The sequence below is a fragment of the Stutzerimonas sp. genome, assembly GCF_982611455.1.
In genome coordinates this window covers 64,787-90,801 of sequence record NZ_CEXBBO010000012.1, presented here as the reverse complement: position 1 = coordinate 90,801, position 26,015 = coordinate 64,787, and the positions used below count along the sequence as shown (strand labels likewise).

Sequence of the window (26,015 nt, the reverse complement as noted above, 5' to 3'; positions counted from 1 at the left end):
ACGTTACGGACCTGCGGCGATGTGAAACCGGCCGAAACTGACAGGCCTTGCGTGCATCATTCTGCAGGTCCCGTCTCGCCCTCATCCTTGAACTGTGTTGCGTGCAACCTGGCATAGGCACCATTGGCCACGAGCAATTCGGCGTGCGTACCACGCTCGACGATACGCCCCTGCTCCATCACCAAAATGAGATCAGCCTTTTCGATAGTACTCAGGCGGTGCGCGATCACCAGCGTGGTGCGCCCCGTCATCGCATGATCCAGCGCGCCCTGGATGTGACGCTCGGATTCGGTGTCCAGCGCCGAGGTCGCCTCGTCCAGAATCAGTACCGGCGCGTTCTTCAACAGCGCACGGGCGATGGCCAGACGCTGACGTTGACCGCCGGAAAGCAGCACGCCATTTTCTCCGACTTGGGTCTGGTAACCCTCAGGCATCTGCTCAATGAATTCATCGGCGTAGGCGTCGCGGGCCGCACGCTGGATATCTTCCAGCGGTGCGCCGGCCAGATCGCCATAGGCGATGTTATTGGCAACCGTGTCGTTGAACAGCGTGACCTGCTGTGTGACCAGGGCGATGTGCCGACGCAGGTTGCGTAGTCTGTAATCCGCGATCTCCACGCCATCCAGCAAGATCTTCCCTTGATCATGCTGGTAAAACCTAGGAATCAGGTTCGCCAGCGTCGACTTGCCGCTGCCCGAACGGCCAACCAGCGCCACCATCTGCCCTGGCTCGACCGTGAAGCTGATATCGTGCAACACCTGTTTGCCAGTGCCTGGATAGACGAAGCCAAGATCACGCACCTCCAGCTGACCGCTGACTTTGTCACGCGCCACTGTGCCGGTATCCACTTCAGGCACTTCGTCCAGTTGCTCGAAGATGCTCTCCGCACCCGCTACGCCCTTCTGGATCGTCGAGCTGACTTCCGAAAGCTGGCGGATCGGCTTTGGCAGCAGACCCGCCAGAGTGATATAGGCCACCAGATCGCCGGCAGACGCATCGCCGCGCAGCAGCAGCACAAGAAACATCAGCAGCGCCATCGCGGTATAAATCACTAGTTGCAGGCTGGGCGTATAGACCGCATTGGTCTTGACCATACGCAGCTGCTTGGCCGTGTTATCAGTGCTGGAAGCCAGAAAACGAGTCTGCTCGTAGGCCTCACCACCGAAGCTGCGTACAACGCGGTAACCCTGGATGGTCTCGGAGGCCACATGGGTCACATCGCCCATCGCCACCTGGATTTTCTTGCTCTGCTTGCGAAATTTCTTGCTGGCACTGGATACCATCACGCCTATCACCGGCAGGATAGCCACCATCACCAATGTCAGCTTCCAGTTCATCCAAAGCAGCGTGCCGAACAGGAAAATGACGGTCATGCCCTCGCGCACCACGACCTTGATCGCATCGGTCGCCGCGCCAGTGACCATCGTCACGTTGTAGGTGATGCGCGAGATCAGATGCCCAGAGTTGTGGCTGTCGAAGTAGCGATTGGGCAACGTCAGCAGGTTATTGAACAGCGCGACGCGCAGATCGTGAACCAGGCCCAGCGAGACCTTGGCCAGAAAATAGTTACCGAGAAACGAGCCGACACCCTGCATCAACGCAATGAGCACGATCAACAACGGCACGGCCTGCAGCAGCTTCAGCTCGGCCAGCCATTCCAGCTCTTTCAGGTGAGGCACCTGGGCGAAAAAGCTGGCATCCGGGTTATTCAATCCATCGACGAAGAACTTGAGGATGTAGCCCAGCATCGGCTGGGTGGAGGCGAAAATGAGGAAGCCGAGAAGGCTGATTGCGAACAGCCCCCAATAGGGGAGCACGTAACGCAGCAACCTCAGGTAGATGCTTAGACTTGAAGCCGTGTCGGCCTTCAGGGGTGAGCCACTCATAGAAGAATGCAACTCATATGTCGAAGGGCGGGAATGGTAACACAGCGAATTATCCGACCCCGCCCTCAGCCCCAGCGCTAGCCCCACTGGCAGCCAAGTCAAGAACCACTCGGGTCGAGGTGAATCCCAAAGACTCGCGCCATCGAACAATAGCGCCATAGTGCTGAACAAAAGCATACCCAGCAATGCGCTACCAAGTGTCGTGGCCCGCTCGCGCACTGCAATGACGAAACTGCGGCCCCAGATTGCCAACCAGAGGATGAAGCCAGGCAGCCCTAGCTCCAACGCCACATGGGTAAACAGGTTATGAGTATGGTCGAACATGCGTTTCAGAGCTTCGACTTGATACTCGCTACCTAACCCTAAGCCCAGCCAGGGCCGATCCGCGATCATTCCTAGGCTCGCAGCGAAGATTTCGGGGCGATAAGAGGTGCCTCTAGCGACCACATAGTTGCCAAATAACCAGTAACCGACAGCAGCCACCAAAAGTAGCAAAACGGCCGCAATCAAACCGGCCCGTCCAGCCCGCCAAACAGGCATCAACAGCACACTGGCCAGCAGAGCAACCCATACACCGCGGCTCTGTGTCATCACGATGAACGTAAAAAGTGCCAACAAACCGGCCGCCCAGACCAGCCGCAGCGCAGTCCGCCTGGGTGGCAAACAGAACCACCAGATCAGCGCCATGCCGAATACATAGCCGCCAATAATCGGATGATCGAGCAGGCCAAACCCCTGCGCCCGCCATGCCCAAGGCTTCGCCTCAAGCCCATAGCGTTGTATCAGCGCGGCCAGCGCAGCAAGTGCCAGACCGAGACCAGCCCACCGCAGCACAGAGACGACACGCGATGGTGTCTGCCCCAGGCAAACCAAACCCAGTAGGAAAAACAGCACATAAATCAGTCGTTTGGCTTCGCGCGCAGGCTCCTCGGCAGCGCTCCAGAACACGCTGATTGCAGCCCACGCGACCAGTGCAAGCAATGCCGCCACAAGCGGCTTTTCCTGCCGCCAGAGGTCGAGTAACAGTGTGCGATGGGACCAGGATGACCAGATAGCTGGAATCCAGAACAGAACAATCAAGCCTTGTTGGTAAAGCTTAGCCGTCGAAATCCACGTTATACCAAGCAAAAACCAGAGCAGACCCAGCGTCAGCCAGGCCAGCCCTATGCGACGGCTATCCATATTACCCCTTCGGAAAACAGCAAAATGCGCCAGTATTAGCGATGTTAGAATGCACGCCCTGCTCGACGTTCGTACACTGCTTAAGGCCCTCTCCACGATGCACGTAAGCCAATTATGCCAGCGAGACTTGCAACAGCTCACCCATAATGCGGCCGTTCTCGAAGCGGATGGCCTGGGCCCTAAAGTTCTGCAGCTTGAGAACGGTCAGTTTCTAAAAATATTTCGTCGCAAGCGCTGGCTTTCCTCAGCACTTCTACGTCCTTACTCGCGCCGTTTCGTCAACAACGCCGAACGCCTCCAGGCCCTTGGTATCGCCACGCTGAACGTCCAGGCGCTATACGAGCTTCCCGACAAGTCGGCCAGCGCGGTGCTCTACGCCCCGCTGCCAGGCAATTCGCTAACTCAGCTCGCCAAGCAGCCTGAATTCAGCTGGACGCCGATCTTGCCTGAACTGATCCGCTTCGTACGCGAGTTGCACCGCAAGGGCATCTACTTCCGCTCGCTGCACCTGGGCAATATCGTCCTCACCCCGCACGGTTCGCTGGGGCTGATCGATATCGCCGACATGCGTTTCCTGGGCCGACCTCTACCTAACCACATGATCCGACGCAACCTGGCGCACTTCAGCCGATATCTTGAACGCGAAAGGTTTCAGAACGCCTTTCCGTTTTTGCAATTCTACGATGCCCTGACCGGGTCCGAGTCATCGGTCAGCAGTTCCGCGTAACTGTTGCAGAACTGCTGCCAGGCGTCCTCCGGTGCGAGCTGACGATCCTGCTCACCGGCGAGCGATTGCCGATCCGAATCGAGTACGTGCTCGATGGCCGCGACCCAGCCGGACACATCGTTCGGCGAGACGTAAATGCCTCTGAGCCCCAACTGCTCGACGAAGACTGGCAGGTCACTGGCCACAACCGGCACATGCGCCATTACCGCTTCCTGCAAAACCAAACCCAACCCCTCGCCGCGGGACGGGATCAACATCACGTCGAACGCCTGGTACAACTGCGCAGCGTCCTGGCGATGCCCCGCCAGCGTCACCATTCGCTCCAGGCCCAGGCACCGGATACGTGACTCCAGTTCCGGCCGCTGCTCCCCGTCACCCACGAGCACCAGATGGATGTCCGCCCGCGTGCGCGACAACTCACTCAGCACATCGAGCATCGGCAGAAAGCCCTTTTCCTCGACCAGCCGCCCGACCGCGCCCAGGACAATGCACGCGCTATCAACGCCCAACCTCATCCTGGCTTCGGCGCGGGAAATCAGGGCCTGCTTGAATGAATGCGGATTCATCGCTGTTCGCGTAGCGGATACCGTTCTCCCCAGCTTCGCGCCCAGGGACTCGGCGAGCGCCTCGGACACCGCGACCAGCTTCAGGCGATGCGCAGCAATCGCGCCAAACAACCTCGGATCGCTACGGCGTATGCGGCTCTGCCCGTGGAACACTACGACGACCTGGAGTTCAGGGTTCAGTCTCGCCATCACCGGAATGATCAGCCGTGCCACGCCAATGCCATCGAGCAACAACGCTTTCGGATTGACCCGCTCGATCTCGCTGGCGAGGCGCCGCTGTAGCCACCACTGCGAGAGTTTCCAGACACCCCGGCCTTTGAGCGCCTTCGCGCTCAACCGCCAATGCAGCGTTTGCCCGCACCCCGGATCTCTCGCAGCCTCCCGACCCATCAGCATCCAGGTGTGGACCTCACACTTATTAGCCACGAGGGAAAGGATCTGCTCATGCACTTGATGGATCGAGGCATGCGCCTTGCCGGAAGACCACACGATACTGACGATGCTCAAGCCGAATACTCCAGCATGATCGCTCCGGGATTAAAGCGAGTCATCAGTGTCAGCTCTCCGCTCGGTAGCAGCAAACACGCCGTCAGACGTCCGAAACCCTTGCTCGGTAACGCACCACGATGGCTGAGCGGCGAGATCCCCAGGTCGCATCAGCAGTTCGGGGGAACGGCCAGACCACTGGGCGTTCTTCCAGGTTATGAAATGGAAATAGGGAAAATCTCGCGCGCCATCCCGGTTATTGGTCAGCCGCCCATCGCTCCAGATCCAGCAGTCGGGGAAATCGAAGCCACCGCTGAGCCATGGAACCCGCGCATGCGGCGTACTGAACGCCTCGTTAAATTCACTGCATCGACGCCACGGATTGAAGCGATCGGCCACCCGCCGAAGCGCCTCGGGCCAGTTTTTTCGTCGAATGAACAATCGACTGAACGCCGCTTCGTCGAACGCGCGGTGCTCGGGATTTTCGAAACAGGCCTGCCAGCCGGGAACGCACATGAACGCTTGGCGCATACGCTCGTTGTTGCGCAGCAAACACAAATGCCCCGAAACGCGACGTGCGTGGGTAGACAGCAGATCGTACCGTGCGAGCCGCTCCTCGGAAAAATAGCCGCGCAGGTCACCGTAGACGAGATCGATATCGCTGAACCCCCAGAAGTCGAAGCCATCCAGATACTCGGCGTGGATATGCCCTAGCGCAGGCTTGATATCGCAGAGCTTGTAAGGATTGGTCGGCTTGAAGCATATGCCCAGACGCTCGCTGACCAATTGACAGTAGTCAGCAAACGAAATCGGTACGATCCGTACGTTATCCGGAAGGTCGTCTGGCGTTCCGCAATCGCTGAAAAAGAGCCAGTCTATATCGGCGTTCCGCTTGCAGGTCTGCAGGAAAAACGGCATCCAGAACGGCCATCGGCCGAAATAGGGAATCAGCAAGCGAATACGTGATTGATTCACTTCAGCCTCCAGTACAGACGCAGTCGATACCACAGGCCCATCGGCGGGCGGTCCCGTAACGGCTTATCCAACGCCAGGACGATACGCTGCCCGACACGCGAGAAGCTGTACTCCCGCTCCGCCAAGGCCCGACCCGCAGAAGCGATGCGCGCCGCCAGGCCGGGATCCGAACGCAACATCGCCAGCTTGCTTCGCAGCTCATCGACACTGCGGTAAAGCACCAGGTTCTCCATATCGACGAAACCCAGCGCCTTGTTTTCCGCTTCGCCCTGATCCCACGCCAGCAATACACAACCGCAGGCCATAGCCTCGAAGTTCTTGATCATGTATTCGCCCATACCGACGTCGGCACTGACGAAGAAGCGAATGCGGTTGAGGGTATTGCAATAATCTTCACCGGAATTGGTGCGTGTAACGACCAGATCCTCGACTTTTGCCAGCTCATCGAGTAACGCCTTGCGTTCGCTATAGGCGCCGCTTTTGGTGCTGCCCACGAAGGCCAGCTCAATATCTCGCGCCTGCCCCAGGTCGCACAGCAATGTCTGGTCGTAACCCTTAGGGACGAAGACTGCATCGAAACCTTCCTGGCGAAGCCGCTCGCTGACCATGAAACCGGAGCTGATCACACGCACCCACGGCAAGCGGCGATAGTGTGCGCTGAACTTCCCGGTGTATTTGCAGGCGATGTAGTTCTGATAAGCGTCGTGCTCCAGTATCACCAGATTCGGCACACTGCGAATGAACCCAACTTGCCGAATCTCCTGCTTGAAGCGCACGAAGAACACAATGCGGTCATACCCCTGCGGGTTTACGCTCTCGGCGAAGTAGCGCTTCAAATTGGCCTGCTCTTCACGGCTCAGCCACCGAGTGTCGCATTCACAATTGTGCGCAATACTTTCATACAAGCGGTCAAGCATGACGCGCTGTTCTTTTTGCACAAGTAGCAGAACTTTCAGCATTGGACGGTCTTCCATAAATCAGCCAAGCGTACCGCCCTGCCGATACCGTAGTTTGTCGAACTGCGAGCGCAAACGCGCCATCGGCAGCACGAAACGACTCTCTCGACGACCCATGGAATGCTTGGATGAGAACGTTTCCTCGACCAACTCCCCATTCAGTCGAACCCGGGATGCCCGCATATCAAGTGTGCGCACCAAAGCGCCAGCCTTGCCCAAGGAGAAACGCAGCAATCGCTCGGCATGCAGACCACGCTGCTCCTGCAGACAGAAAGGAATCATAAGCTCTGCACGACGACCGTAAGCGCCATAGACGTCACGACCGCAAACAGCAAAACGATCGTTCAGACCGTTCCACCACTGCCAATGGGGGATGTAGACCGCGCGGCGGTCTGATGTACAGGCGTTGAGCGCGAACCTGGGCAGAGCATCGTGATAGAGCAGGTCGGGACGTACGAAAAGCACGACATCGGGATCGAGCCCATCGACCAGCGCGGTTACCGCATGCAGAGAGTTCAATTGATGGATCAGATTAGACAAAGACTTGAAATCGTCCCGCCATACATCTCCGTGTTTCTTGATCTCGTCGAAATCCCAGCGCTTCAGGCAGGCACCAGCTTCCTCGAGACGACCATCCATACGAGCGAAAGGCAGATAATTGGACTCGCCAATGAAACCGTTCTCCCCAGACCTCGGGTTATTGACCAGCTGGGGCTCGTATAGGTGGTAATAAGACCGCACCTGCGCATTTCTTGGCAGGTGCTGATAGATGTTCTGCTCAATAGATGGGAAGCAGATGGAACTGTTGCGAGGAATTCCGAAAAATGCGACTGCTATTTTCATGCATTATTCACGCGTAAATGCGCATGCTGCGCAGCGCTAGATCCATATCCGACGGCACGTTGCGGGCACGGTCGAAAATCTGGCTATACGCTGGCGATGTCAAAGAAGCATGGCGTTGCCTTCGAGTAACGTTCGATTGCTTGAATCCCCGGTTAACAGGCGTGCAATTGTCGATCATCAGTGAAAGAACCTTTTCGACAGAATCGCATTGAAATCACGCTGCGCACGTGCATCGGAAAAACGTTCGGTGAGACGCTCGAGAGTCGTGGCTGCCGGTCGAGCCGAACCAGCATCCGGTTGTGCCGCTGCCACCAACTCAGCGGCTAACGCATCGCTGTCCCCCAAATGAAATACCTTTCCGACGCCCTCCACCACTTCACGCCCACCGCCACAATCGGTGCAGACCACCGGCACCCCTGCCGCCATGGCTTCAAGCAGCACCATGCCAAATGGCTCGTGGTCTGAGGTCAAGGCAAAGAGATCGAACGCTTTGAAGTAGCGTCTGCCGTGCTGCACCTGCCCGAGAAATCGCACCTGATCGGCGATGCCCAGGTCCTTGGCCAGTTGGCGAAGCGGCGCTTCCAATCGGCCGCTGCCCATGATTGCAAGCAGGCTGTCGGCGGGCAGTCGTGGCAATGCCTGGGCGAAACCTCGGATCAGGGTGGCCTGATCCTTGTCGGGGTGCAGGCGGCCGGCGTTGCCAACTACCCAGGCATCCGGAGGCAGCCGCAGCGCCGTACGGGCGTCGAGGCGGGAGACCTGCTCGGCCTGCATGGCGGCGACGTCGATGCGATTGTAAAGGGTTTCGATACACGCGCTTTCCCAGCCGGGGAGATCAGCACGCATCTCGTCACGCACCGCATTGGAAACGCCGAGCAGCAGCAAGCGGGCACGAAAACGATTGACGAACCAGCGGCGCATGGGCCGGCTATAAACGCCAAAGGCATGATGCACGCCAATTACCGGCAGCCCGGTCGCCAGCAATGCGGTGTAGATTGGCTTGAACCGATGGGCGATGCAGAACCGATAATCTCGCTTGGCCACGATGCTGCGCAGCCGGCGCATGGCGCCGAGCTTGAGCCCACGAACATCCTTGCTGTCGTAGCCGAGAAAGATCACCTCATCCGAAGCCGAACCGCGAATGACCTCTTCGCTCGGCGACCCGGTCAGGTAGACGGTACAGATCTTATATGGCGTGCCTGTGAAAAGCGCGGCGTACTGACGTGCGCAATCGAGAAACGGGCCGTCATAGCCATGGCAGAACTGCAAAACCCATGGATCGGACGCTGTCATGCCAGCTTGTCGCCCTTCACAACCAATATATCTTCCATGATCAGGTACTGCAGATCCGACCCGTAGAACATATTCAACGCATCGGTCGGCGAGCAGATCATCGGCTCACCGCGGCGGTTGAGTGAAGTATTGAGCGAGACGCCGTTGCCGGTGAGCTTTTCCAACTCCAGCATCAGGTCGTACCAGCGCGGATTGTGGCGGCGCTCAAGGACCTGGGCGCGGGAGGTGCCGTCTTCGTGGACGACTTCGCCGACGCGCTCTTTCCAGCCCTCGTTGACCTCGAAGGTGAAGGTCATGAAGGGGCTGGGATGGTCGACCTTGAGCATCTGCTCGGCCACGGTATCAAGCATCGACGGGCAGAAGGGCCTCCAGCGCTCACGAAACTTGATCTGTTCGTTGATGCGGTCGGCCACGCCCGGAATGCTCGGGCAGCCGATGATGGAACGGCCACCGAGGGCGCGCGGGCCGAATTCCATGCGGCCCTGGAACCAAGCAACCGGGTTGCCGTCGACCATGATCTTGGCGATGCGCTCAGGCACGTCATCGATTTTCTGCCAGACCGGCTTGCTCGGATGGCGCGTGCAGGCGGCGATAACGTCTTCGTTAGAGTAGGACGGGCCGAGATAAACGTGTTCCATCTTCTCCACCGGCACGCCGCTCTGGTGCGAGACGTAGGCGGCGGCGCCCACGGCAGTGCCGGCATCACCTGACGCTGGCTGAACGAACAGCTCCTTTACTTCATCGCGGGCGATGATTTTTTGGTTGAGTTTGACGTTCAGCGCGCAACCGCCGGCGAAGGCGATCTTACCGGTCTGGCGGATGATATCGCCCAGGTAGTAATCCATCATCTCCAGCGCCAGCTTCTCGAACAGCGCCTGCATGCTGGCTGCGTAATGGATGTAGGGATCGTCGGCGATGTCGCCTTCGCGCTTGGGACCGAGCCAGTCGATTAGCTTGGGCGAGAAGTAGTAACCCTTGCCCTTTTCCTTGTAGCGACGGAAACCGATGACGTTGGCGTAGTCGGTGTTGATGATCAGCTCGCCGTTCTCGAATTTCGCCAGGCGGGAGAAATCGTACTTGGCGGCATCGCCGTACGGCGCCATGCCCATAACCTTGAACTCGCCGTCGAGCATCTCGAAGCCGAGGTATTCGGTGACCGCACCATACAGGCCGCCCAGCGAATCCGGATCGTAGAATTCCTTGATCTTGTGGATTTTGCCGTTCTCACCCCAGCCGAAGAAGGTGGTGGCGTACTCGCCCTTGCCGTCGATACCGAGGATGGCGGTCTTCTCGGTGAAGCCGGAGCAGTGGTAGGCGCTAGAGGCATGGGCCAGGTGGTGTTCGACCGGCTGCAGTTTGACCTTCTTCAGGTCGAAGCCCAGCTGCTGCAGGCACCACTGGATGCGCTTCTTATAGCGGTGGTAGCGGCGGTTGCCCATGAGGATGGCGTCCAGCGCGCGGTCCGGGGCGTACCAGTAGCGCTTGGCGTAATGCCAGCGGGCCTTCTCGAAGATGCTGATGGGCGCGAAAGGAATCGCCACCACATCGACGTCGGACGGCTTGATGCCGGCCTGCTCCAGGCAGAATTTGGCCGACTCGTAGGGCATGCGGTTCTTGGCATGCTTGTCGCGCACGAAGCGCTCTTCTTCGACGGCGGCGATCAGTTTGCCGTCGATGTATAGAGCGGCGGAAGGATCATGACTGAGGGCGCCGGAAAGGCCGAGAATCGTCAATGCCACGGTTGGAAGCCTCTTAAAAGCAGCTTGAAGCTTGAAGCCGGAAGCTCGAAGCAACAGCGAATATGTCTAGTTCAACCCCGCAGGGCTTTTCGTCCAGCTTCAAGCTTCTGGCTTCAAGCTGTCCTTCGGTAAACGTGCATCCAGTAACCGGCATAACGCCGATTCGGCCGGCCAGTTGCGCAGAAATCGCGCACGGTCCTTGGCATAGGCGCGGGAGAAGCTGGTATCGCTACTATGTTGCTGCGCCGCGTCCAGGTCGATCAGCGCCCAGCGGCCCTGCTCCCAAAACAAATTGGTGCCTTTCATATCGCCATGGCTGATGCGCTCGCGCAGCATGGCTTCGAACAGCTCATCCAGCGCCACCAGCTCGAGCTCGGGCGGTGAGCTGGAGAGATACGGCTGAAAACGGGCGATTATATCCTCGCCCACGCTGTATTCGGTAATCAGGTAGCTGCGGCGGCGCAGGCCTAGCCAACGCAACTCCAGCATCGCCAGCGGCCGGGGCGTGGCGATGCCGAGAAATGCCAGGCGATTGCCTTCTATCCAGCTGTGCCAAGCGCGGCTCGGCCGCCAGCAACGCCGCAGCCAGTGCGCCAATCCTTTGATGTTGTAGCGTTTGATGACCAGCCGCTGCCCAGACTGCTCGACCAATGCCACGGTCGAACTACCGCCCAGCTTCAGCGCCCGTCCTGCTTCAACAGCCACATCCGGCGCAGCCAGCAACTCACGCAGCGCCGGCTCATCCTCACGGCGCACGACACGCAGCTGACTAGCACTGCGGTTTACGCTAAACAAGGAACAATCACGCCCGAGCTTGCCGAGATAATCGCGCAGCCGCCAACGCCGGACGCTGACGATTTCTCGCAGCAAGGCTTCCAGCGGCAGCGCATGTTCGCCATTGATCAGGAGGTAATGCACGAACAACTCCTCGATATGCGGTTCGAGGCTGGCAGGCAGCTGGGCAAAGAAGACGCCAAGGTTCGCCAGCACTTTGTCACGATCGAGCGGTTGTCCGGGTGTCTGCGCCTGCACGCCGCCGCCATCGATGACATACAGCTGCCCCTCATGGCGCAATAGGTTGTCCAGGTGTAGATCGCTCTGCCACAAGCCTCTGGCGTGCAACTGCGCGAGGGCGCCGAGCGCCTCACCCAGCACGTCCTGTTGCGCATCGGACAACATGGGTTGCCGCTCCACCTCGCGCCACGCCTGCTCCAGGCTTTGCGCGCCCGTCAAGTAGTCGAACAACAGCCAGCCGCCCTGCCCTGCCGCGACCCCCTCGACGAGCAAAGCGGGTGTGGTCATCCCCTGCTCGGCCAGTAACCGTGCGCCATGCCGCTCACGCTCGAAGTGACGCTCGGCCTTGCCACCGACCAGCAGTTTGGCCAGCACGTCGCGGCCCTGCCATTGCGCCTTGGCGACATAGCGCTGCCCTGGCAATACGCGCAGCCACCGCTGCAAGGTCAGCTCGCCAGCGGGTAGCATCACGCTCAAGGGCAAAGCCGGCGAGCGCCCGGCTCGTGCAAGTTCCGTCAGATTCATGCGCGCGCGCCCTTGCTTTGCCGACGACTGGCAATACGCTCCATGACCGGAGCACTGGAATCCTTCTTGAGATAGGCCTCGGCGGGGTTCAGCTCGGTTCTCATTCACGCCCCTCGAAGTACTTGAGCACTTGGTCGATCAGCTCGCGATCAGCCGGTACCAGACGCGGGCGTTGCTGGTACTGCAGGTAGAAGCGCAGCCGCTGTGTGCGGCTCAGGTGATACTTGGCAACTTTGTCCAGGCAGGCCAGATCCTTGACGATGCGTCGGCGCAGGAACGGGCCCCACCAGAAGTCGCCGGACGGACAATCGATCAAGAACAGCTCGCCGGCACCGTTGACCAGCAAATTGCGCCACTTCAGGTCGTTGTGAGCGAAGCGATGATCGTGCAGGGTACGGGTCGCAGATGCCACCTGCCGGCTGATGCGCTCGACCCAGCTCCGGTCGCCCAGGCGTGGGTCGTTGCCCTTGGCCAGTGCCGCCATGTCCAAGGTATCCGGTACTTCCAGGGTGATCAGCGCGCCGCGCGCGAATGCGCCAGCGCGACGCTCCATACCCCAGGCCACCAGCGGCGCCACGGGTATGCCCCAGCGCTCGAAATGTTTGAGGTTTTGCCATTCAGCCTTGACCCGCGGGCGGCCCAGGTAGCGGCGTAGATTCTTGCCCGCCGCCCAGTAACGTTTGACGTAATAACGCAGGCCTTCGTACTCGACGCGGATCACCTCGGACAGCGGGTCGCGGGCGATCGGCTCGCCTTCAAGCGCAAAAACCATATCCAGATTGGCAAACGCGTGCGCCGCGCCGGCCGTAATGTCACCGACGACCCGCCAGCCACTCATTGAGCACCCGGCGCGTACTTGCGCTCATAACGGCTTTGAAGCCTGTCCGCCTTGCTTTCCAGCCAACGCAGCAACGGGGCCTCGTCACGCAGAGCCTCGCGCAGCGGACGCTGGAAATAGGTCTGCAGAAAACGCAGTTTGTCGCGAGGGGTCAGGCCAATGCCCAATGCCGAAAAATACAGCCCGGCCAGGTCCTTGTTGCGCCAGCGCCGTGGCGTTTCGCTGCGTGTCTGGGCGCGGTGCAGGTCGATCAGCGACAGACGGAAATCCTGGGCCAATACTGGCTTGTCGGTGTGCAGCAGGAAGTGACAGATATAGAAGTCCCGATGATTGACCCCGGCACGGTGCATGGTGCCGGCCATGTGCGCGACTTCTGCGATCAGCGCGCGTTTGAGCGCCGGCTCAGGCGGGCTCTGCAGCCAGTCGGCACTGTAATCCTCGAGGCTAATCGTCGGCGCCAGCTCCTCGGTGATGATGAAGGAGTGCTGCGCCGCAGGATTTCCACCACGCTCGCCATAAGCCACCGCGGTCATGGTCGGCACGCCCGCTTGATGCAGGCGCTGGATGGCCCGCCACTCTTGCCCAGCGCCCAGCACTGGCGCCTTGGCAGTGCTCAGGTTCTTGAAAATCTCGCCCCAGCCGATCCCGCGGTGGATCTTGACGAAATACCCACGCCCATCGACCTCGGTACGCAAGGTGCGGCGGCCTTCCAGTTCGCGGTAGACCTGACCCTGCAATTGTTCGACGGCCTCGAACGGGTCACGCCCCGCCCAGAGCGTTTCGAAGGGCTCGGCAAGAATCAGCTTCATGGACGTTCCGCCAGGATCACGTCGGCCGCCTTCTGCGGCATCGAGTAGAGGTCCGCGGTCTCGGCATAAGCCAACGCATTTTTTGCCCAGCGCCTGCGCTGCTCATCATCAGCCAGCATGTCGGCCAGCAAACGGTCGAGATTGGCCTGCTCGAACGGGCTGGGCACCACCTGCCCGCAATCGGCGTCTGCGATGTAATGCGCGTAACCGCAGACATCGGTCACCAGTACTGGTAACCCGGCGACCAGCGCCTCCAGCAGCACGGTGCCGGTGTTCTCGTTGTAGGCGGGATGGATCAGCAGGTCGGCGCCCAGAAGAAACCGCGGGATATCGCTGCGACCCTTGAGAAATTCGACCTGACTGGAAATGCCCAGCGTCTTGGCTTGAAGCTGGAAAGGCTTCGGGTCGTCCTGGCCGATGACGAACAGGCGGGTTCGCTTTTTCAACTCGCAGGGGAGCGATGCCACGGCCTTGAGGCTGCGGTCGAGGCCCTTGGTCTTGAACCCGGAGCCGATCTGCACGAGCAACAACTCGTCGCATCCCAGCTCGAACTCCTCACGAAACGCCGAGCGAATCTTGGCTGCGTTGTGCGGGGCGCGGCGGTCCGGGGCGATGCCGGGGGGCAGCAAGTGAAAGCGCTCGGCTGGCGTGGCGTAGTGCTTGACGAATAGCGGCTGCTGCACCTCGGAGATCATCAGGATTTCCGTGCTGGAGCGTGGATCGAACACCGCTCGCTCGTATTCGGCGAAATGCTTGTAACGGCCCCAGCGGCGATAGATCGGGTTGCGCAGGGTTTGCGCCTTGTCTTCGAAACAGGGATCGGCCGCGTAATAGACGTCGAGCCCGGGCATCTTGTTGAAGCCGATTACCCGGTCTACGGGACGCTTTGCCAGATCCGCCTCGACCCAGACCGTGAATCGTTCATTACGGGTGTGATTGAAGATCGCTTTGACCGGTGCGATCAGCACTTCGAAGCCGTCGGGCACTTCACCTTCCCAGATCATCGTATAGACGCGAATGGCGTGCCCACGCCGCTGGCACTCCAGCGCGATGCGCATGAAGTCGCGCTGCAGCCCACCGAAAGGAAAGTACTTGTAAAGAATGAAGGCCAGTTGCATCAGTTTGTCTCCGATGACCGCAACAGGGCCTTGAGTTCACTGGCGACGCGCTCGGGTTGCAGCTCATCGAAACAGGGTTTGTGGCGATCGCCTTTACCGGCGTTAGGGCCGGATGCGCACAGGTGCACCTGCGACTGCCCATAGGCGCCGACGCGGCCCGGCAACGTGGGGCCATACAGCGAAATACTGGGTACGTCCAATGCAGCTGCAAGATGGCCAAGCCCGGTATCTACCGCCACGCAGGCTCGGGCACCAGCAACCACTTTGGCAATTCCGCCCAGATTCAGCCTGGGCAATACCGAGACGCCGGGCAGTCCGTCGGCGATGCGCTCGGCCCGTGCCTTTTCTTCAGCATTCCCCCATGGCAGGCGAATCGCCCAACCAAATTCGCTCATCCTCTGGGCGAGCTCGCGCCAATACGGCTCAGGCCAATGCTTGCTCGGCCAGGTAGTACCGTGCAGGAACAATAGATAGGGTTGCTCGTTGGGCGTCGCCAGCAGCCCGCGATCCAAGCCGTAAACGGCAACCGTCTCGGGGACCGGATAACCCAACGCCTGAGCGAACAGCTGACGCACGCGTTCGAGCGCGTGCTGCTCGCGCGCCACGCTGTAACGGCGATCATAGAACCGAGCCGCAAGCGGTTCGCGCGCGGAATCACGATCCAGCCCGGCGACAGGCGCCTGGACATAGCGCGTCAGCCACGCGCTCTTGAGCAGGCCTTGGGCGTCGATTACCAGATCGTAGCGAGCTTCGCGCAGACGAGCCTTAAAGCGCCGCCATTCACCGGAACGAAATGTCTGGAGCGGATGATTGCGCCAACGGCGAATTGCCACCGGAATCACCTGCGCAACAGCAGGATGCCAGGCGGGAATCTCGGCGAACCCCTCTTCCACCACCCAGTCGAACTGAATACCGGGTATTGCCCGCTGCGCATCGGTCAACGCGGGTAACGTATGCACCACGTCACCCAACGAGGAAGTTTTGACCAGCAACACTCTCACTCAGCGCACCTCGACCGGCTGTGGAACCAGGCGATCAAGCGCTTCGATCACCATCGGCGGGTGCAGTTCGCGCATGCAATTGTTATGGCCGAAGCGGCAGGTACGCTCGAAACAAGGACTGCAATCCAGGCCCAGCCGCACCACCTCAACCTGTTCGGACAACGGTGGCGTGAAAGCCGGAGATGTCGAGCCGTAGATAGAAACCAAAGAACGACCCAGCGCTGCGGAGACGTGCATCAGCCCCGAATCATTGGATACCACCGCTTCGGCGCAAGACAGCAAGTCGATCGCTTCGGCTAGGCTGGTTTCACCCGCAAGATTCGTCGCCTCTTCACGCAGCCCCGGAATCAGACGCTGCAGAATCTCTTCGCCAACCGGATGATCGTTCTTCGAGCCGAACAGCCAGACCTGCCAGCCCTGACGAATCTTCGCTTCCGCCACCTTGGCGAAATGCTCGGCCGGCCAGCGCTTGGATTCACCGAATTCCGCACCCGGACAAAGCGCGAGCACGGGACGGTCCAGCAGCAATCCGAACCGCGCCAACGCAGCGTCACGCGTTTCGGAGTCGATCCGCAGTGACGGTTTCGGGTACGGCTTGGGCAACTCGGCGCCCGGCTCGAAGGCCAGCGCCATGAAACGCTCGATCATCAGCGGATAGTGCTGCTTGTCCAGCTTGCGCATATCGTTGAGCAAGCCGAAGCGCATCTCGCCGCGCCAACCGGTACGCTTCGGAATGCCGGCAAAAAAAGGTACCAGCGCCGACTTCAGCGAGTTGGGCAGCAGGATCGCCTGCTGGTATTGCCCGCGCAGGCTCTGCGCGATGTTGCGCCGGGTCGCCATGTCGAGCACGCCGTGCCCCACCGGAAAGCTCAGCGCCTGACGCACCTCGGGCATGCGCTCAAGAATCGGGCGACTCCACTCAGGTGCGAGCACGTCGATCTGGCAATCCGGATGGCGCTGTTTCAGGCAGACGAACAGCGTCTGCGCCATGACCATGTCGCCGACCCAACTGGGACCCACAATCAGAATATTCATAAGGGCTGCAGGCTATAGGCTGCAGGCCGCAGGCTCAAGGCAACTTGCCTGCCGCCTGTAGCCTGCAGCCTGACGCCCTCTTACTTCACAAGCGTCCGCCATTCGGCGTGCGCATCGGTCTTGCCGGAAACCAGATCGAAGTAAGCTTTCTGGATGCGTTCGGTGACCGGGCCGCGGCGGCCGATGCCGATATTGCGGCCATCGACTTCGCGAATCGGCGTGACTTCAGCGGCAGTACCGGTGAAGAAAGCTTCGTCAGCGATGTAGACCTCGTCGCGCGTGATGCGCTTTTCCACCACCTTGATGCCCAGCTCGTCAGCCAGGGTCAGCACGGTGCCACGGGTGATGCCGTTGAGGCAGGCGGTGACTTCGGGGGTGTAGATCACGCCGTCCTTGATGATGAAGATGTTCTCCCCCGAACCTTCGGCGACGTAGCCTTCCGGATCGAGCATCAGCGCCTCGTCGGCGCCGCCGGAGATGGCTTCCTGCAGGGCCAGCATGGAGTTGATGTAGGCGCCGTTGGACTTGGCGCGGGTCATGCTGATGTTGACGTGATGACGGGTGAAGGAACTGGTGCGCACCTTGATGCCCTTCTCCAGCGCCTCATCACCCATGTAGGCGCCCCAATGCCAGGCGGCGACAATGACATGCACCTTCAAGCCGCTGGCGCGCAGGCCCATGCCTTCGCTTCCGTAGAACACCATCGGACGGATGTAGGCGCTTTCCAGATTGTTCTCGCGAACCGCGGCGCGGGTCGCCTCGTTAATCTCTTCCTTCGAATACGGCATCTTCATGTTCATGATGTGCGCCGAATCGAACAGGCGGTCGGTGTGGGCCTGCAGGCGGAAGATCGCGGTGCCGGCCGGAGTATCGTAGGCGCGCACGCCTTCGAAAACGCCCATGCCGTAATGCAGGGTGTGAGTCAGCACATGGGTGGTCGCATCGCGCCACTGCACCAGCTCACCGTCATACCAGATCACGCCATCACGATCGGCCATCGACATTGTTGCCACCTCGGAATTCGATAAATGCTCTGTTTGCAGACGAGTTCAGCTGAGCCCCAGCTCGCGCCAAAAGCGCATCACCGCGCGCCGCTCGTCATGAAATTGGTCCCCACTCACCACACCGGGAAGCTTCTGCAGTGATTGCCGGTGAGCCACCGCGCGGTAGGCCTTGTAGGCGTCCTGCAGCAACCGAACCTCATCGCCGGTCATCAACCCGGCCTGCTCCAACCCGTCGAGAATGCGGATGTTATCGGTATAGCGCAGCAGTTGCGGATGCTGGTGCGACCACGCCAAAGCCGCGTATTGCACCATAAATTCGATATCCACGATACCACCGGCATCCTGCTTGAGATTGAACTCGGCCTCCGCCTCGAACGCCTTCTCGGCCAAGCCCGCCTGCGTTGCACGGGTACCGAGGTTGTCGCGCATCTTGGTGCGCATCTCGCTGACTTCGCGGCGCAGCTGTTCGAGGTCACGCGGGCGCCCCAGCACCGCGGCGCGCACCTTCTCGAAGTTCGCAGCCAGTTGCGGGCAGCCAACCAGCACCCGAGCGCGCACCAGGGCCTGATGCTCCCATGTCCATGCCTCCTGGCCCTGATAGCGCTCGAAAGCACTCAGCGAGCTGACCAGCAACCCGGACACGCCCGACGGCCGTAGACGCATATCGACTTCATAGAGCTGGCCGGAAGTGGTCTGGGTTGTCAGCAAATGAATGATGCGCTGCCCCAGACGGGTGAAGAACTGAGCGCCGTCGATCGGCTTGGCGCCGTCGGTTTCGGCACTCGGATCTCCGTCGTGAATGAACACCAGATCCAGGTCGGAGCCGTGGCCCAGTTCGAGCCCGCCGACCTTGCCATATCCGAGGATGATGAAAGCCGGGTCGCAAAGCACACCGTCGACGCGCCGGGGCTGACCATGGCGAGCCACTGTATGCCGCCAGGCCAGCGCCAGCACTTGTTCGAGGATCGCTTCAGCAAGCCAGGTCAGATAATCGCTGACTTTCATCAGTGGCAAAGTTCCGGCGATCTCCGAAGCGGCCACACGCAACCGATGCGCCAGCTTGAAATGCCGCAGCGCTTCCATCTGCTGTTCCAGGTCGTCTTCCGGAATTCGCGTTAGTCGTTCACGTAATTCAGCAGCCAATTCTGGCGCCTGCGGCGGGCTGAACAGTCGTCCGGCGTTCAGCAGCTCGTCCAGCAGTAGCGGGAAACGGGCAATCTGCTCGGCAATCCAAGGGCTCCCTGCACAGAGCTCCAGTAGCCGCTGCAGCGCACCGGGGTTTTCCGTCAGCAGAACCAGATAGGCCGAACGCCGTGCCACCGCTTCGACCAGCGGCAACACCCTTTCCAACACCAGATCGGGATCATCCTGTTCGACCGCCTGCGCCAGCAAGCGAGGGATAAAGGCGTCGAGCCGCTCGCGCCCGAGCCGTTGCATAGTCCGCACCTGGCTGCCGCTACGCAGCGCGGCGAGACGCTGACAGGCGACTTGACCATCGCGAAACCCGGCGTCGGCCAACTGACGACAAGCAAATTCCTCGTCCCAATCCTGCTCCCACAGAGGCAACCACTCGCCACCGACAAGCGCCTCGCCTTCGGCGCTCTCATCTTCGTCGGGGTCGGCAATCACTTGACGGAAATGCCAATCGACCCGATCGCGCCAATGCAGCAGGCGCGCATGGAAAGTTTCCCAATTGTCGCAGCCGAGCATGAAGGCGACGCGATCGCGGTCGGCTTGGCTGTCCGGCAGCATCTGCGTCTGACGATCATCGATGGCCTGTAGCGCGTGTTCGGTGTAGCGCAGAAACTCATACCCTTCGCGCAATTCCTCGACGGCACCTGCCGGCAAATAGCCCTGCCCGGCCAGGGTTGCCAGTACCTTCAACAAGGGCCGTTGCTGCAGACTCAGATCGCGCCCACCGTGAATCAGTTGGAACGCCTGGGCGATGAACTCCACTTCGCGAATGCCGCCGGAGCCCAGCTTGATGTTCGCGGCCATGCCCTTGCGTCGCACTTCCTGCTGGATCAGTTGCTTCATGCTGCGTAGCGCATCGATGGCCGAGAAATCCAGGTAGCGGCGGTAGACGAACGGTCGCAGCATATCGAGCAGTTCCTTGCCCGCATCCTGGCTTCCCGCGACCACCCGCGCCTTGATCATCGCGTAGCGCTCCCAGTCGCGCCCCTGATCCTGGTAGTACTGTTCTAGCGCATTGAAGCTCAGCACCAGCGACCCAGACGAGCCGTATGGCCGCAAGCGCATGTCGACGCGGAAGACGAAACCATCCACGGTGGCCGCATCGAGCGCCTTGATCAGCCGCTGCCCGAGACGCACGAAGAACTCTTGATTGTCCAGCGAACGCTTGGCGCCAACTGTTTCGCCACCCTCCGGGTAACCGAAGATCAGATCGATGTCGGAAGATAGATTGAGCTCGCGCGCACCCAGCTTGCCCATGCCAAGGATGACCATATGTTGCGCCTGACCACTGCGTCGTCCGGTCGGGACGCCGAACTGATCGCAATGACGCACGTACAGCCATTGATACGCCAGATCGATACAGGCATCGGCCATGTCGGACAGGTCGCCGCAGGTTTCAGCCAGATCCGCCTGACGAGTCACATCGCGCCAGATAATCCGCACCTGCTGCCGGTTGCGGAAGCGCCTCAGCACGCTCGACAGGCTGTCCTCGTCATTGCAGCCGACAAGGGCCTCGGCCAGTACCGCGCGCAGCTCCCCTTCCCGTAGCGAGCATTCCAGCAAGCCGGATTCCGCCAATTGCAGCAGCATTTCGGGATCTCGGCTAACCTGCTCGATGACGAAGTCACTCGCTGCACAGACTCTACCGAATGCCTCGCGCCGCTCGGGCGGCCATGCATCGAAGCGCCCGACCGCCTGCTCCGACGGGTCGCGCATCGCGCTGAGGAACGACTCCTCGGCGCGGTTGACCAATGGCAGTAGCGACGTCGGCAGTGCAACCCGTGGTGGCAGACTCATAAAAAGTTCCTTAACGCCGTGGACGGCCTACACGTAGCGGAAACGCCCGATCTAGAGCCATTCGCGCTAAAACCCGCTAATCAGGCCGAACCGCCGCGATTGTAGTTTTACTACGAAAGAATGTTGCAGGGGGCTGAATTAGCCGTTGTTTTGTAGTAAAACTACAGAGCCCGGCTCTACCCCCGGCAACATCCAAGAACATATACGCACCGGCCCACAAAGCCGGCAGCGAAGCAGGCAACCGATTCTGGAAGCCTTTCCGCCCTGGAGCAAGCCATGCAAGATCTCGATCCCGTCGAAACCCAGGAATGGCTGGACGCCCTCGAGTCAGTACTCGACCGTGAAGGTGAAGACCGCGCCCACTATCTGATGACCCGGATGGGGGAACTGGCCACCCGTAGCGGCACGCCACTTCCTTACGGCATCACTACGCCGTACCGCAACACCATTCCTGTCACCCGCGAAGCGAAGATGCCCGGCGACCTGTTCATGGAGCGACGCATTCGCTCGCTGGTCCGCTGGAACGCACTGGCGATGGTGATGCGCGCGAACATGAAGGACCCGGACCTGGGGGGACACATCTCCACCTTCGCCTCCAGCGCGACGCTGTATGACATCGGTTTCAACTACTTCTTCCAAGCGCCTACCGAGGAGCATGGCGGCGACCTGATCTACTATCAGGGCCACGCCTCGCCGGGTATCTACTCGCGCGCATTCCTCGAAGGTCGCCTGACCGAAGACCAGATGCTCAACTTCCGCCAGGAAGTCGATGGCAAGGGTCTGTCGAGCTACCCGCACCCGCACCTGATGCCGGACTTCTGGCAGTTCCCGACCGTTTCCATGGGCCTGGGCCCGATCACTGCGATCTACCAGGCACGCTTCATGAAGTACCTGGAAAACCGCGGCTTTATCCCGAAAGGCAAGCAGCGCGTCTGGTGCTTCATCGGTGACGGTGAGTGTGACGAGCCGGAAACCCTCGGCGCCATCTCGCTCGCCGGTCGCGAGAATCTCGACAACCTGGTCTTCGTCATCAACTGCAACCTGCAGCGTCTTGACGGCCCGGTTCGCGGTAACAGCAAGATCATCCAGGAACTGGAAGGCGTGTTCAAAGGCGCCAACTGGAACGTCAACAAGGTCATCTGGGGCCGCATGTGGGACCCGCTGTTCGCGGTCGACGAAGACGGACGCATGCAGCGTCGCATGGACGAGGCGATCGACGGCGAATACCAGAACTACAAGGCCAAAGATGGCGCCTACGTGCGCAAGCATTTCTTCGGCGCCGATCCTGAGCTGCTCAAGCGCGTCGAGAAGCTGTCCGACGAGGAAGTCTGGAAGCTCAACCGTGGCGGCCACGATCCGTACAAGGTCTACGCAGCGTACCACCAGGCAGTCAATCACAAGGGCCAGCCGACGGTCATTCTGGCCAAGACCATCAAGGGTTATGGCACTGGTGCCGGTGAGGCGAAGAACATCGCCCACAACACCAAAAAGGTCGATATCGACAGCCTGAAGATGTTCCGTGACCGCTTCGACATCCCGGTCAACGACTCGCAGCTTGAAGAGCTGCCCTTCTACCGTCCCGCCGAAGACAGCGCGGAGATGAAATACCTGCGCAAGTGCCGCGAGAAACTTGGCGGTTCGCTGCCGCAGCGCCGGCCGAAGAGTTTCAGCATTCCGACACCGCCGCTGGAAACACTCAAGGCCGTGCTCGACGGCTCCGGCGACCGCGAAATTTCCACCACCATGGCGTTCGGTCGGATCCTCTCGCAACTGGTCAAGGACAAGGACCTGGGCAAGCGCATCGTGCCGATCCTCGCTGACGAGGCGCGCACCTTTGGCATGGAAGGTATGTTCCGCCAGCTGGGTATTTACTCCCCGGTGGGGCAGCTGTACGAGCCAGTCGACCGCGATCAGGTAATGTACTACCGCGAAGAAAAGGACGGCCAGATCCTGCAGGAAGGTCTCAACGAGGCCGGCGCATTCTCCTCGTTCATCGCTGCCGGTACTGCCTACAGCAACTACAACCAGCCGATGCTGCCGGTCTACATCTTCTACTCGATGTTCGGCTTCCAGCGTATCGGCGACCTGGCGTGGGCCGCCGGTGATGCGCAGACTCGCGGCTTCCTGTTGGGCGGCACCGCCGGGCGCACCACACTGAATGGTGAAGGCCTGCAGCACGAGGACGGTCACAGCCACATCCTCGCCAGCACCATCCCGAACTGCCGCAGCTATGACCCCACCTATGGCTACGAGCTTGCGGTAATCATGCATCACGGCATGCACGAGATGATGGAGCAGCAGAAGAGCGTCTACTACTACATCACCGTGATGAACGAAAACTACCAGCAGCCGGCCATGCCGCAGGGTGTCGAGGAAGGCATTCTCAAGGGCATGTACCTGCTCGAAGAAGCCAAGGGTGACTTCAAGCATCGCGTACAGCTGATGGGCTCGGGCACCATCCTGCGCGAAGTACGCGCCGCGGTGGACATCCTCGCCAAGATGGGCGTGGGCGCGGACGTCTGGAGCGTGACCAGCTTCAATGAGCTGCGCCGCGATGGCCTGGCTGTGGACCGCTGGAACCGTCTGCACCCGACCGAGGAGCCGCGCAAGAGCTACGTCGAGCAGTGCCTGGAAGGCCGCGAAGGGCCAGTGATCGCCTCGACCGACTACATGAAGCTGTTCGCCGACCAGATCCGTCAGTGGGTTCCGTCCCGCGAATATCAGGTACTGGGCACCGACGGCTTCGGCCGCAGCGACTCACGCGCCAAGCTGCGAGACTTCTTCGAAGTCGACCGTCGCTGGGTCGCCGTCGCCGCGCTCCAAGCACTCGCCGATCGTGGCGCCATCGAACGCAAGGTGGTGGCCGAGGCCATCACCGAGTTCGGTATCGACCCCGAGAAGCGCAATCCCCTGGATTGCTGATGCTGCGTGCGCACAGGAGAACCTATTGTGAGTGAAACCATACGCGTACCCGACATCGGCAGCGGTGAGGGTGAAGTAATCGAGTTGTTCGTCAAGGTCGGCGACCGCATCGAAGCCGACCAGAGCATCCTGACGCTCGAGTCCGACAAAGCCAGCATGGAAATCCCAGCGCCCAAGGCGGGCGTGGTGAAGAGCCTGAAGGTCAAACTCGGTGATCGTCTGAAGGAAGGTGACGAACTGCTCGAATTGGAAAGCGAAGATGGTCAGAACAGCGAGGCGCCGGCGCAAGCCGCTGCCGAGCCCGCCGGTGCGAGCAGCGGCGGTCCGGCCGATGAAGCTGAAGAACCGACCCCTCCCGGCGATGAAAACCCTTCGGCCTCGGCCGAGGAAGGCGAATCGCAAGAGATCAAGGTGCCGGACATCGGTTCCTCAGGCAAAGCCAGCGTGATCGAAATATCGGTCAATGTCGGCGACACCATTGAGGCCGAACAGGCGCTGATCACCCTCGAATCCGACAAGGCCAGCATGGAGATCCCCTCTCCTGCCGCCGGCGTGGTCGAGAGCATTTCGGTCAAGATGGGCGACGAAGTCGGCACGGGCGATCTGATCCTGATTCTCAAAGGCGCAGCGCCAAGTAAGCCGGCAGCGGCCAGCAGTGCACCGCAAAACCAGCCTCAGGAAAAGCTTACCGAGCAGGCCGCTGAAGAACCCGCCGAAGCCGCTGGCGAATCCGTTGAAGAGGTTCGTATTCCGGATATCGGCTCGAGCGGCAGCGCAAACGTCATCGAGGTCATGGTCAAGGCAGGCGATACCGTCGAGGCCGATCAGTCGCTGATCACCCTAGAATCCGACAAGGCCAGCATGGAAATTCCGGCGCCCAAGGCAGGCATTGTGGAATCGTTGTCGATCAAGGTCGGTGACGAAGCCAAGACCGGCGATCTGATCCTGACTTTGAAAGTCGCAGGCGCGGCCCCAGCCAAGAAAGCCGAAGCCAAGCCGCAGGAAGCGGCACCGCAACAGCAGGCAGTCGCGCCAAACAAGCAGGGCGTACCGGAAGCCAAGGCTGCCGCGACCCCTGCTCCAGCGGTAAGCGGGCCAAGCAAGACCGGCACCAAAGTGCACGCGGGTCCGGCGGTGCGCATGACCGCACGCGAGTTCGGCGTCGAACTGGCTGATGTTCAAGGCACCGGCCCGAAAGGACGGATTCTCAAGGAAGACGTCCAGGCCTACGTCAAGAGCATGATGAACAAGGCCAAGCAGGCCCCGGCCGCAGGCGCGACGGGCGGTGCGGGAATTCCGCCGATCCCTGAGGTGGATTTCAGCAAGTTTGGCGAAATCGAAGAAGTGCCAATGACTCGCTTGATGCAGGTCGGCGCCGCCAACCTGCATCGCAGTTGGCTAAACGTGCCGCACGTGACCCAGTTCGAGTCGTCCGACATTACCGAGTTGGAAGCCTTCCGCGTCTCGCAGAAAGCTGCCGCCGAGAAAGCCGGCGTCAAACTGACTGTGCTGCCGCTTCTGCTCAAAGCCTGTGCGCACCTGCTCAAGGAGCTGCCGGAATTCAATGCCTCGCTTGCCCCAAGCGGCAAGGCAGTAATCCGCAAGAAGTATGTCCATATCGGCTTCGCCGTGGATACGCCGGACGGTTTGCTGGTACCGGTAATCAAGAACGTCGATCAGAAGAGCCTGTTGCAGCTGGCGGGCGAAGCTGCGGAGCTGGCCGAGAAGGCCCGCACCAAGAAGCTTTCGCCGGACGCCATGCAAGGCGCCTGCTTCACCATTTCCAGCCTCGGTCATATCGGCGGCACCGGCTTCACGCCGATCGTCAACGCGCCGGAAGTGGCGATTCTGGGTGTGTCCAAGGCGGCCATTCAACCGGTATGGGATGGCAAGGCTTTCCAGCCGAAGCTGATGCTTCCGCTGTCGCTGTCATACGACCACCGCGTCATCAATGGCGCAGCGGCGGCGCGCTTCACCAAACGCCTGTCCGAGCTGCTGGCGGATATCCGTACGATGCTGCTGTGATCGTTTGATGCGAAATAGCCCTACCGTCCGGCGGGGCTATTTAGCCTCAAGCCTCAAGCCTCAAGCCTCAAGCCTCAAGC

General features: G+C 60.4%; 18 protein-coding genes and 1 pseudogene. 3 read left to right on the top strand and 16 right to left on the bottom strand.

Going from position 1 to position 26,015, the window contains the following annotated elements; all coding sequences use genetic code 11:
- Window positions 1-56 precede the first annotated feature (56 nt).
- Both msbA and AC2LD7_RS09745 read right to left on the bottom strand, forming a co-directional pair.
- Window positions 57-1,886: a lipid A export permease/ATP-binding protein MsbA gene (gene msbA / locus AC2LD7_RS09750; protein ID WP_484597586.1), complete on the bottom strand. Its 1,830-nt coding sequence runs from the start codon at window positions 1,884-1,886 to the stop codon at window positions 57-59.
- 261 nt (window positions 1,887-2,147) lie between these two features.
- A pseudogene (locus AC2LD7_RS09745) lies at window positions 2,148-2,573 on the bottom strand (O-antigen ligase family protein); the annotation flags it as partial.
- A 592-nt stretch (window positions 2,574-3,165) separates the two neighbouring features.
- Between AC2LD7_RS09745 and AC2LD7_RS09740 the strand changes: the two are divergent.
- Window positions 3,166-3,795 carry a toluene tolerance protein gene (locus AC2LD7_RS09740; RefSeq protein WP_484597585.1) on the top strand — a complete coding sequence of 210 codons (630 nt, stop codon included), beginning with the start codon at window positions 3,166-3,168 and terminating at the stop codon, window positions 3,793-3,795.
- On the opposite strand, the gene AC2LD7_RS09735 is transcribed toward AC2LD7_RS09740, so the two are convergent.
- The 14 genes from AC2LD7_RS09735 to glnE all read right to left on the bottom strand — a co-directional run bounded on the left by AC2LD7_RS09735 (window position 3,747) and on the right by glnE (window position 20,988).
- A complete protein-coding gene (locus AC2LD7_RS09735) occupies window positions 3,747-4,868 on the bottom strand; it encodes a glycosyltransferase (RefSeq protein WP_484597551.1) in 1,122 nt (373 codons plus the stop codon). The genes AC2LD7_RS09740 and AC2LD7_RS09735 overlap by 49 nt on opposite strands.
- Window positions 4,869-4,898: 30 nt before the next feature.
- Window positions 4,899-5,765, bottom strand: coding sequence for a DUF6625 family protein (locus tag AC2LD7_RS09730; RefSeq protein ID WP_484597584.1), 867 nt, complete (start codon window positions 5,763-5,765; stop codon window positions 4,899-4,901).
- A 53-nt stretch (window positions 5,766-5,818) separates the two neighbouring features.
- Window positions 5,819-6,778, bottom strand: coding sequence for a glycosyltransferase family protein (locus AC2LD7_RS09725; protein WP_484597583.1), 960 nt, complete (start codon window positions 6,776-6,778; stop codon window positions 5,819-5,821).
- A 21-nt stretch (window positions 6,779-6,799) separates the two neighbouring features.
- Window positions 6,800-7,621 (bottom strand): hypothetical protein, encoded by an 822-nt coding sequence (locus AC2LD7_RS09720; RefSeq protein WP_484597550.1) that lies wholly within the window; start codon window positions 7,619-7,621, stop codon window positions 6,800-6,802.
- 177 nt (window positions 7,622-7,798) lie between these two features.
- A complete protein-coding gene (locus AC2LD7_RS09715; protein WP_484597549.1) occupies window positions 7,799-8,914 on the bottom strand; it encodes a glycosyltransferase in 1,116 nt (371 codons plus the stop codon).
- Complete coding sequence (locus AC2LD7_RS09710; protein ID WP_484597548.1) at window positions 8,911-10,653, bottom strand: carbamoyltransferase family protein; 1,743 nt, start codon at window positions 10,651-10,653, stop codon at window positions 8,911-8,913. Before AC2LD7_RS09710 ends, AC2LD7_RS09715 begins: the two co-directional genes overlap by 4 nt.
- Before the next feature lie 99 nt (window positions 10,654-10,752).
- Complete coding sequence (locus AC2LD7_RS09705; protein ID WP_484597547.1) at window positions 10,753-12,192, bottom strand: lipopolysaccharide kinase InaA family protein; 1,440 nt, start codon at window positions 12,190-12,192, stop codon at window positions 10,753-10,755.
- Window positions 12,193-12,292: 100 nt separating this feature from the next.
- Window positions 12,293-13,030, bottom strand: a complete 738-nt coding sequence (locus AC2LD7_RS09700) for a lipopolysaccharide kinase InaA family protein (protein ID WP_256047474.1) — start codon at window positions 13,028-13,030, stop codon at window positions 12,293-12,295.
- Window positions 13,027-13,839 (bottom strand): lipopolysaccharide core heptose(I) kinase RfaP, encoded by an 813-nt coding sequence (rfaP, locus tag AC2LD7_RS09695; RefSeq protein WP_484597546.1) that lies wholly within the window; start codon window positions 13,837-13,839, stop codon window positions 13,027-13,029. The genes AC2LD7_RS09700 and rfaP overlap by 4 nt, the downstream gene beginning before the upstream one ends.
- A complete protein-coding gene (locus tag AC2LD7_RS09690; protein WP_484597545.1) occupies window positions 13,836-14,957 on the bottom strand; it encodes a glycosyltransferase family 4 protein in 1,122 nt (373 codons plus the stop codon). The genes rfaP and AC2LD7_RS09690 overlap by 4 nt, the downstream gene beginning before the upstream one ends.
- Complete coding sequence (gene waaC, locus AC2LD7_RS09685; RefSeq protein ID WP_484597544.1) at window positions 14,957-15,958, bottom strand: lipopolysaccharide heptosyltransferase I; 1,002 nt, start codon at window positions 15,956-15,958, stop codon at window positions 14,957-14,959. The genes AC2LD7_RS09690 and waaC overlap by 1 nt, the downstream gene beginning before the upstream one ends.
- A complete protein-coding gene (waaF, locus tag AC2LD7_RS09680) occupies window positions 15,959-16,993 on the bottom strand; it encodes a lipopolysaccharide heptosyltransferase II (RefSeq protein ID WP_484597543.1) in 1,035 nt (344 codons plus the stop codon).
- Window positions 16,994-17,073: 80 nt separating this feature from the next.
- The gene (gene ilvE / locus AC2LD7_RS09675) at window positions 17,074-17,997 is read right to left on the bottom strand and encodes a branched-chain-amino-acid transaminase (protein WP_256047469.1); all 924 of its coding nucleotides are present in this window, start codon (window positions 17,995-17,997) and stop codon (window positions 17,074-17,076) included.
- Between the two features lie 45 nt (window positions 17,998-18,042).
- Window positions 18,043-20,988, bottom strand: coding sequence for a bifunctional [glutamate--ammonia ligase]-adenylyl-L-tyrosine phosphorylase/[glutamate--ammonia-ligase] adenylyltransferase (gene glnE, locus AC2LD7_RS09670; protein ID WP_484597542.1), 2,946 nt, complete (start codon window positions 20,986-20,988; stop codon window positions 18,043-18,045).
- 276 nt (window positions 20,989-21,264) lie between these two features.
- Between glnE and aceE the strand changes: the two genes are divergently transcribed.
- Window positions 21,265-23,910: a pyruvate dehydrogenase (acetyl-transferring), homodimeric type gene (aceE, locus tag AC2LD7_RS09665; RefSeq protein ID WP_484597541.1), complete on the top strand. Its 2,646-nt coding sequence runs from the start codon at window positions 21,265-21,267 to the stop codon at window positions 23,908-23,910.
- Between the two features lie 27 nt (window positions 23,911-23,937).
- A complete protein-coding gene (aceF, locus tag AC2LD7_RS09660) occupies window positions 23,938-25,935 on the top strand; it encodes a dihydrolipoyllysine-residue acetyltransferase (protein ID WP_484597540.1) in 1,998 nt (665 codons plus the stop codon).
- The last annotated feature ends 80 nt before the right edge of the window (window positions 25,936-26,015 follow it).

Bases quoted from the DNA above. Each gene is read 5' to 3' on its own strand.
- msbA (WP_484597586.1), bottom strand. From the start codon at position 1,886: ATGAGTGGCTCACCCCTGAAGGCCGACACGGCTTCAAGTCTAAGCATC.
- AC2LD7_RS09740 (WP_484597585.1), top strand. From the start codon at position 3,166: ATGCACGTAAGCCAATTATGCCAGCGAGACTTGCAACAGCTCACCCAT.
- AC2LD7_RS09730 (WP_484597584.1), bottom strand. From the start codon at position 5,765: ATGCCGTTTTTCCTGCAGACCTGCAAGCGGAACGCCGATATAGACTGG.
- AC2LD7_RS09720 (WP_484597550.1), bottom strand. From the start codon at position 7,621: ATGAAAATAGCAGTCGCATTTTTCGGAATTCCTCGCAACAGTTCCATC.
- AC2LD7_RS09715 (WP_484597549.1), bottom strand. From the start codon at position 8,914: ATGACAGCGTCCGATCCATGGGTTTTGCAGTTCTGCCATGGCTATGAC.
- AC2LD7_RS09705 (WP_484597547.1), bottom strand. From the start codon at position 12,192: ATGAATCTGACGGAACTTGCACGAGCCGGGCGCTCGCCGGCTTTGCCC.
- AC2LD7_RS09700 (WP_256047474.1), bottom strand. From the start codon at position 13,030: ATGAGTGGCTGGCGGGTCGTCGGTGACATTACGGCCGGCGCGGCGCAC.
- rfaP (WP_484597546.1), bottom strand. From the start codon at position 13,839: ATGAAGCTGATTCTTGCCGAGCCCTTCGAAACGCTCTGGGCGGGGCGT.
- AC2LD7_RS09690 (WP_484597545.1), bottom strand. From the start codon at position 14,957: ATGCAACTGGCCTTCATTCTTTACAAGTACTTTCCTTTCGGTGGGCTG.
- waaF (WP_484597543.1), bottom strand. From the start codon at position 16,993: ATGAATATTCTGATTGTGGGTCCCAGTTGGGTCGGCGACATGGTCATG.
- ilvE (WP_256047469.1), bottom strand. From the start codon at position 17,997: ATGTCGATGGCCGATCGTGATGGCGTGATCTGGTATGACGGTGAGCTG.
- glnE (WP_484597542.1), bottom strand. From the start codon at position 20,988: ATGAGTCTGCCACCACGGGTTGCACTGCCGACGTCGCTACTGCCATTG.
- aceE (WP_484597541.1), top strand. From the start codon at position 21,265: ATGCAAGATCTCGATCCCGTCGAAACCCAGGAATGGCTGGACGCCCTC.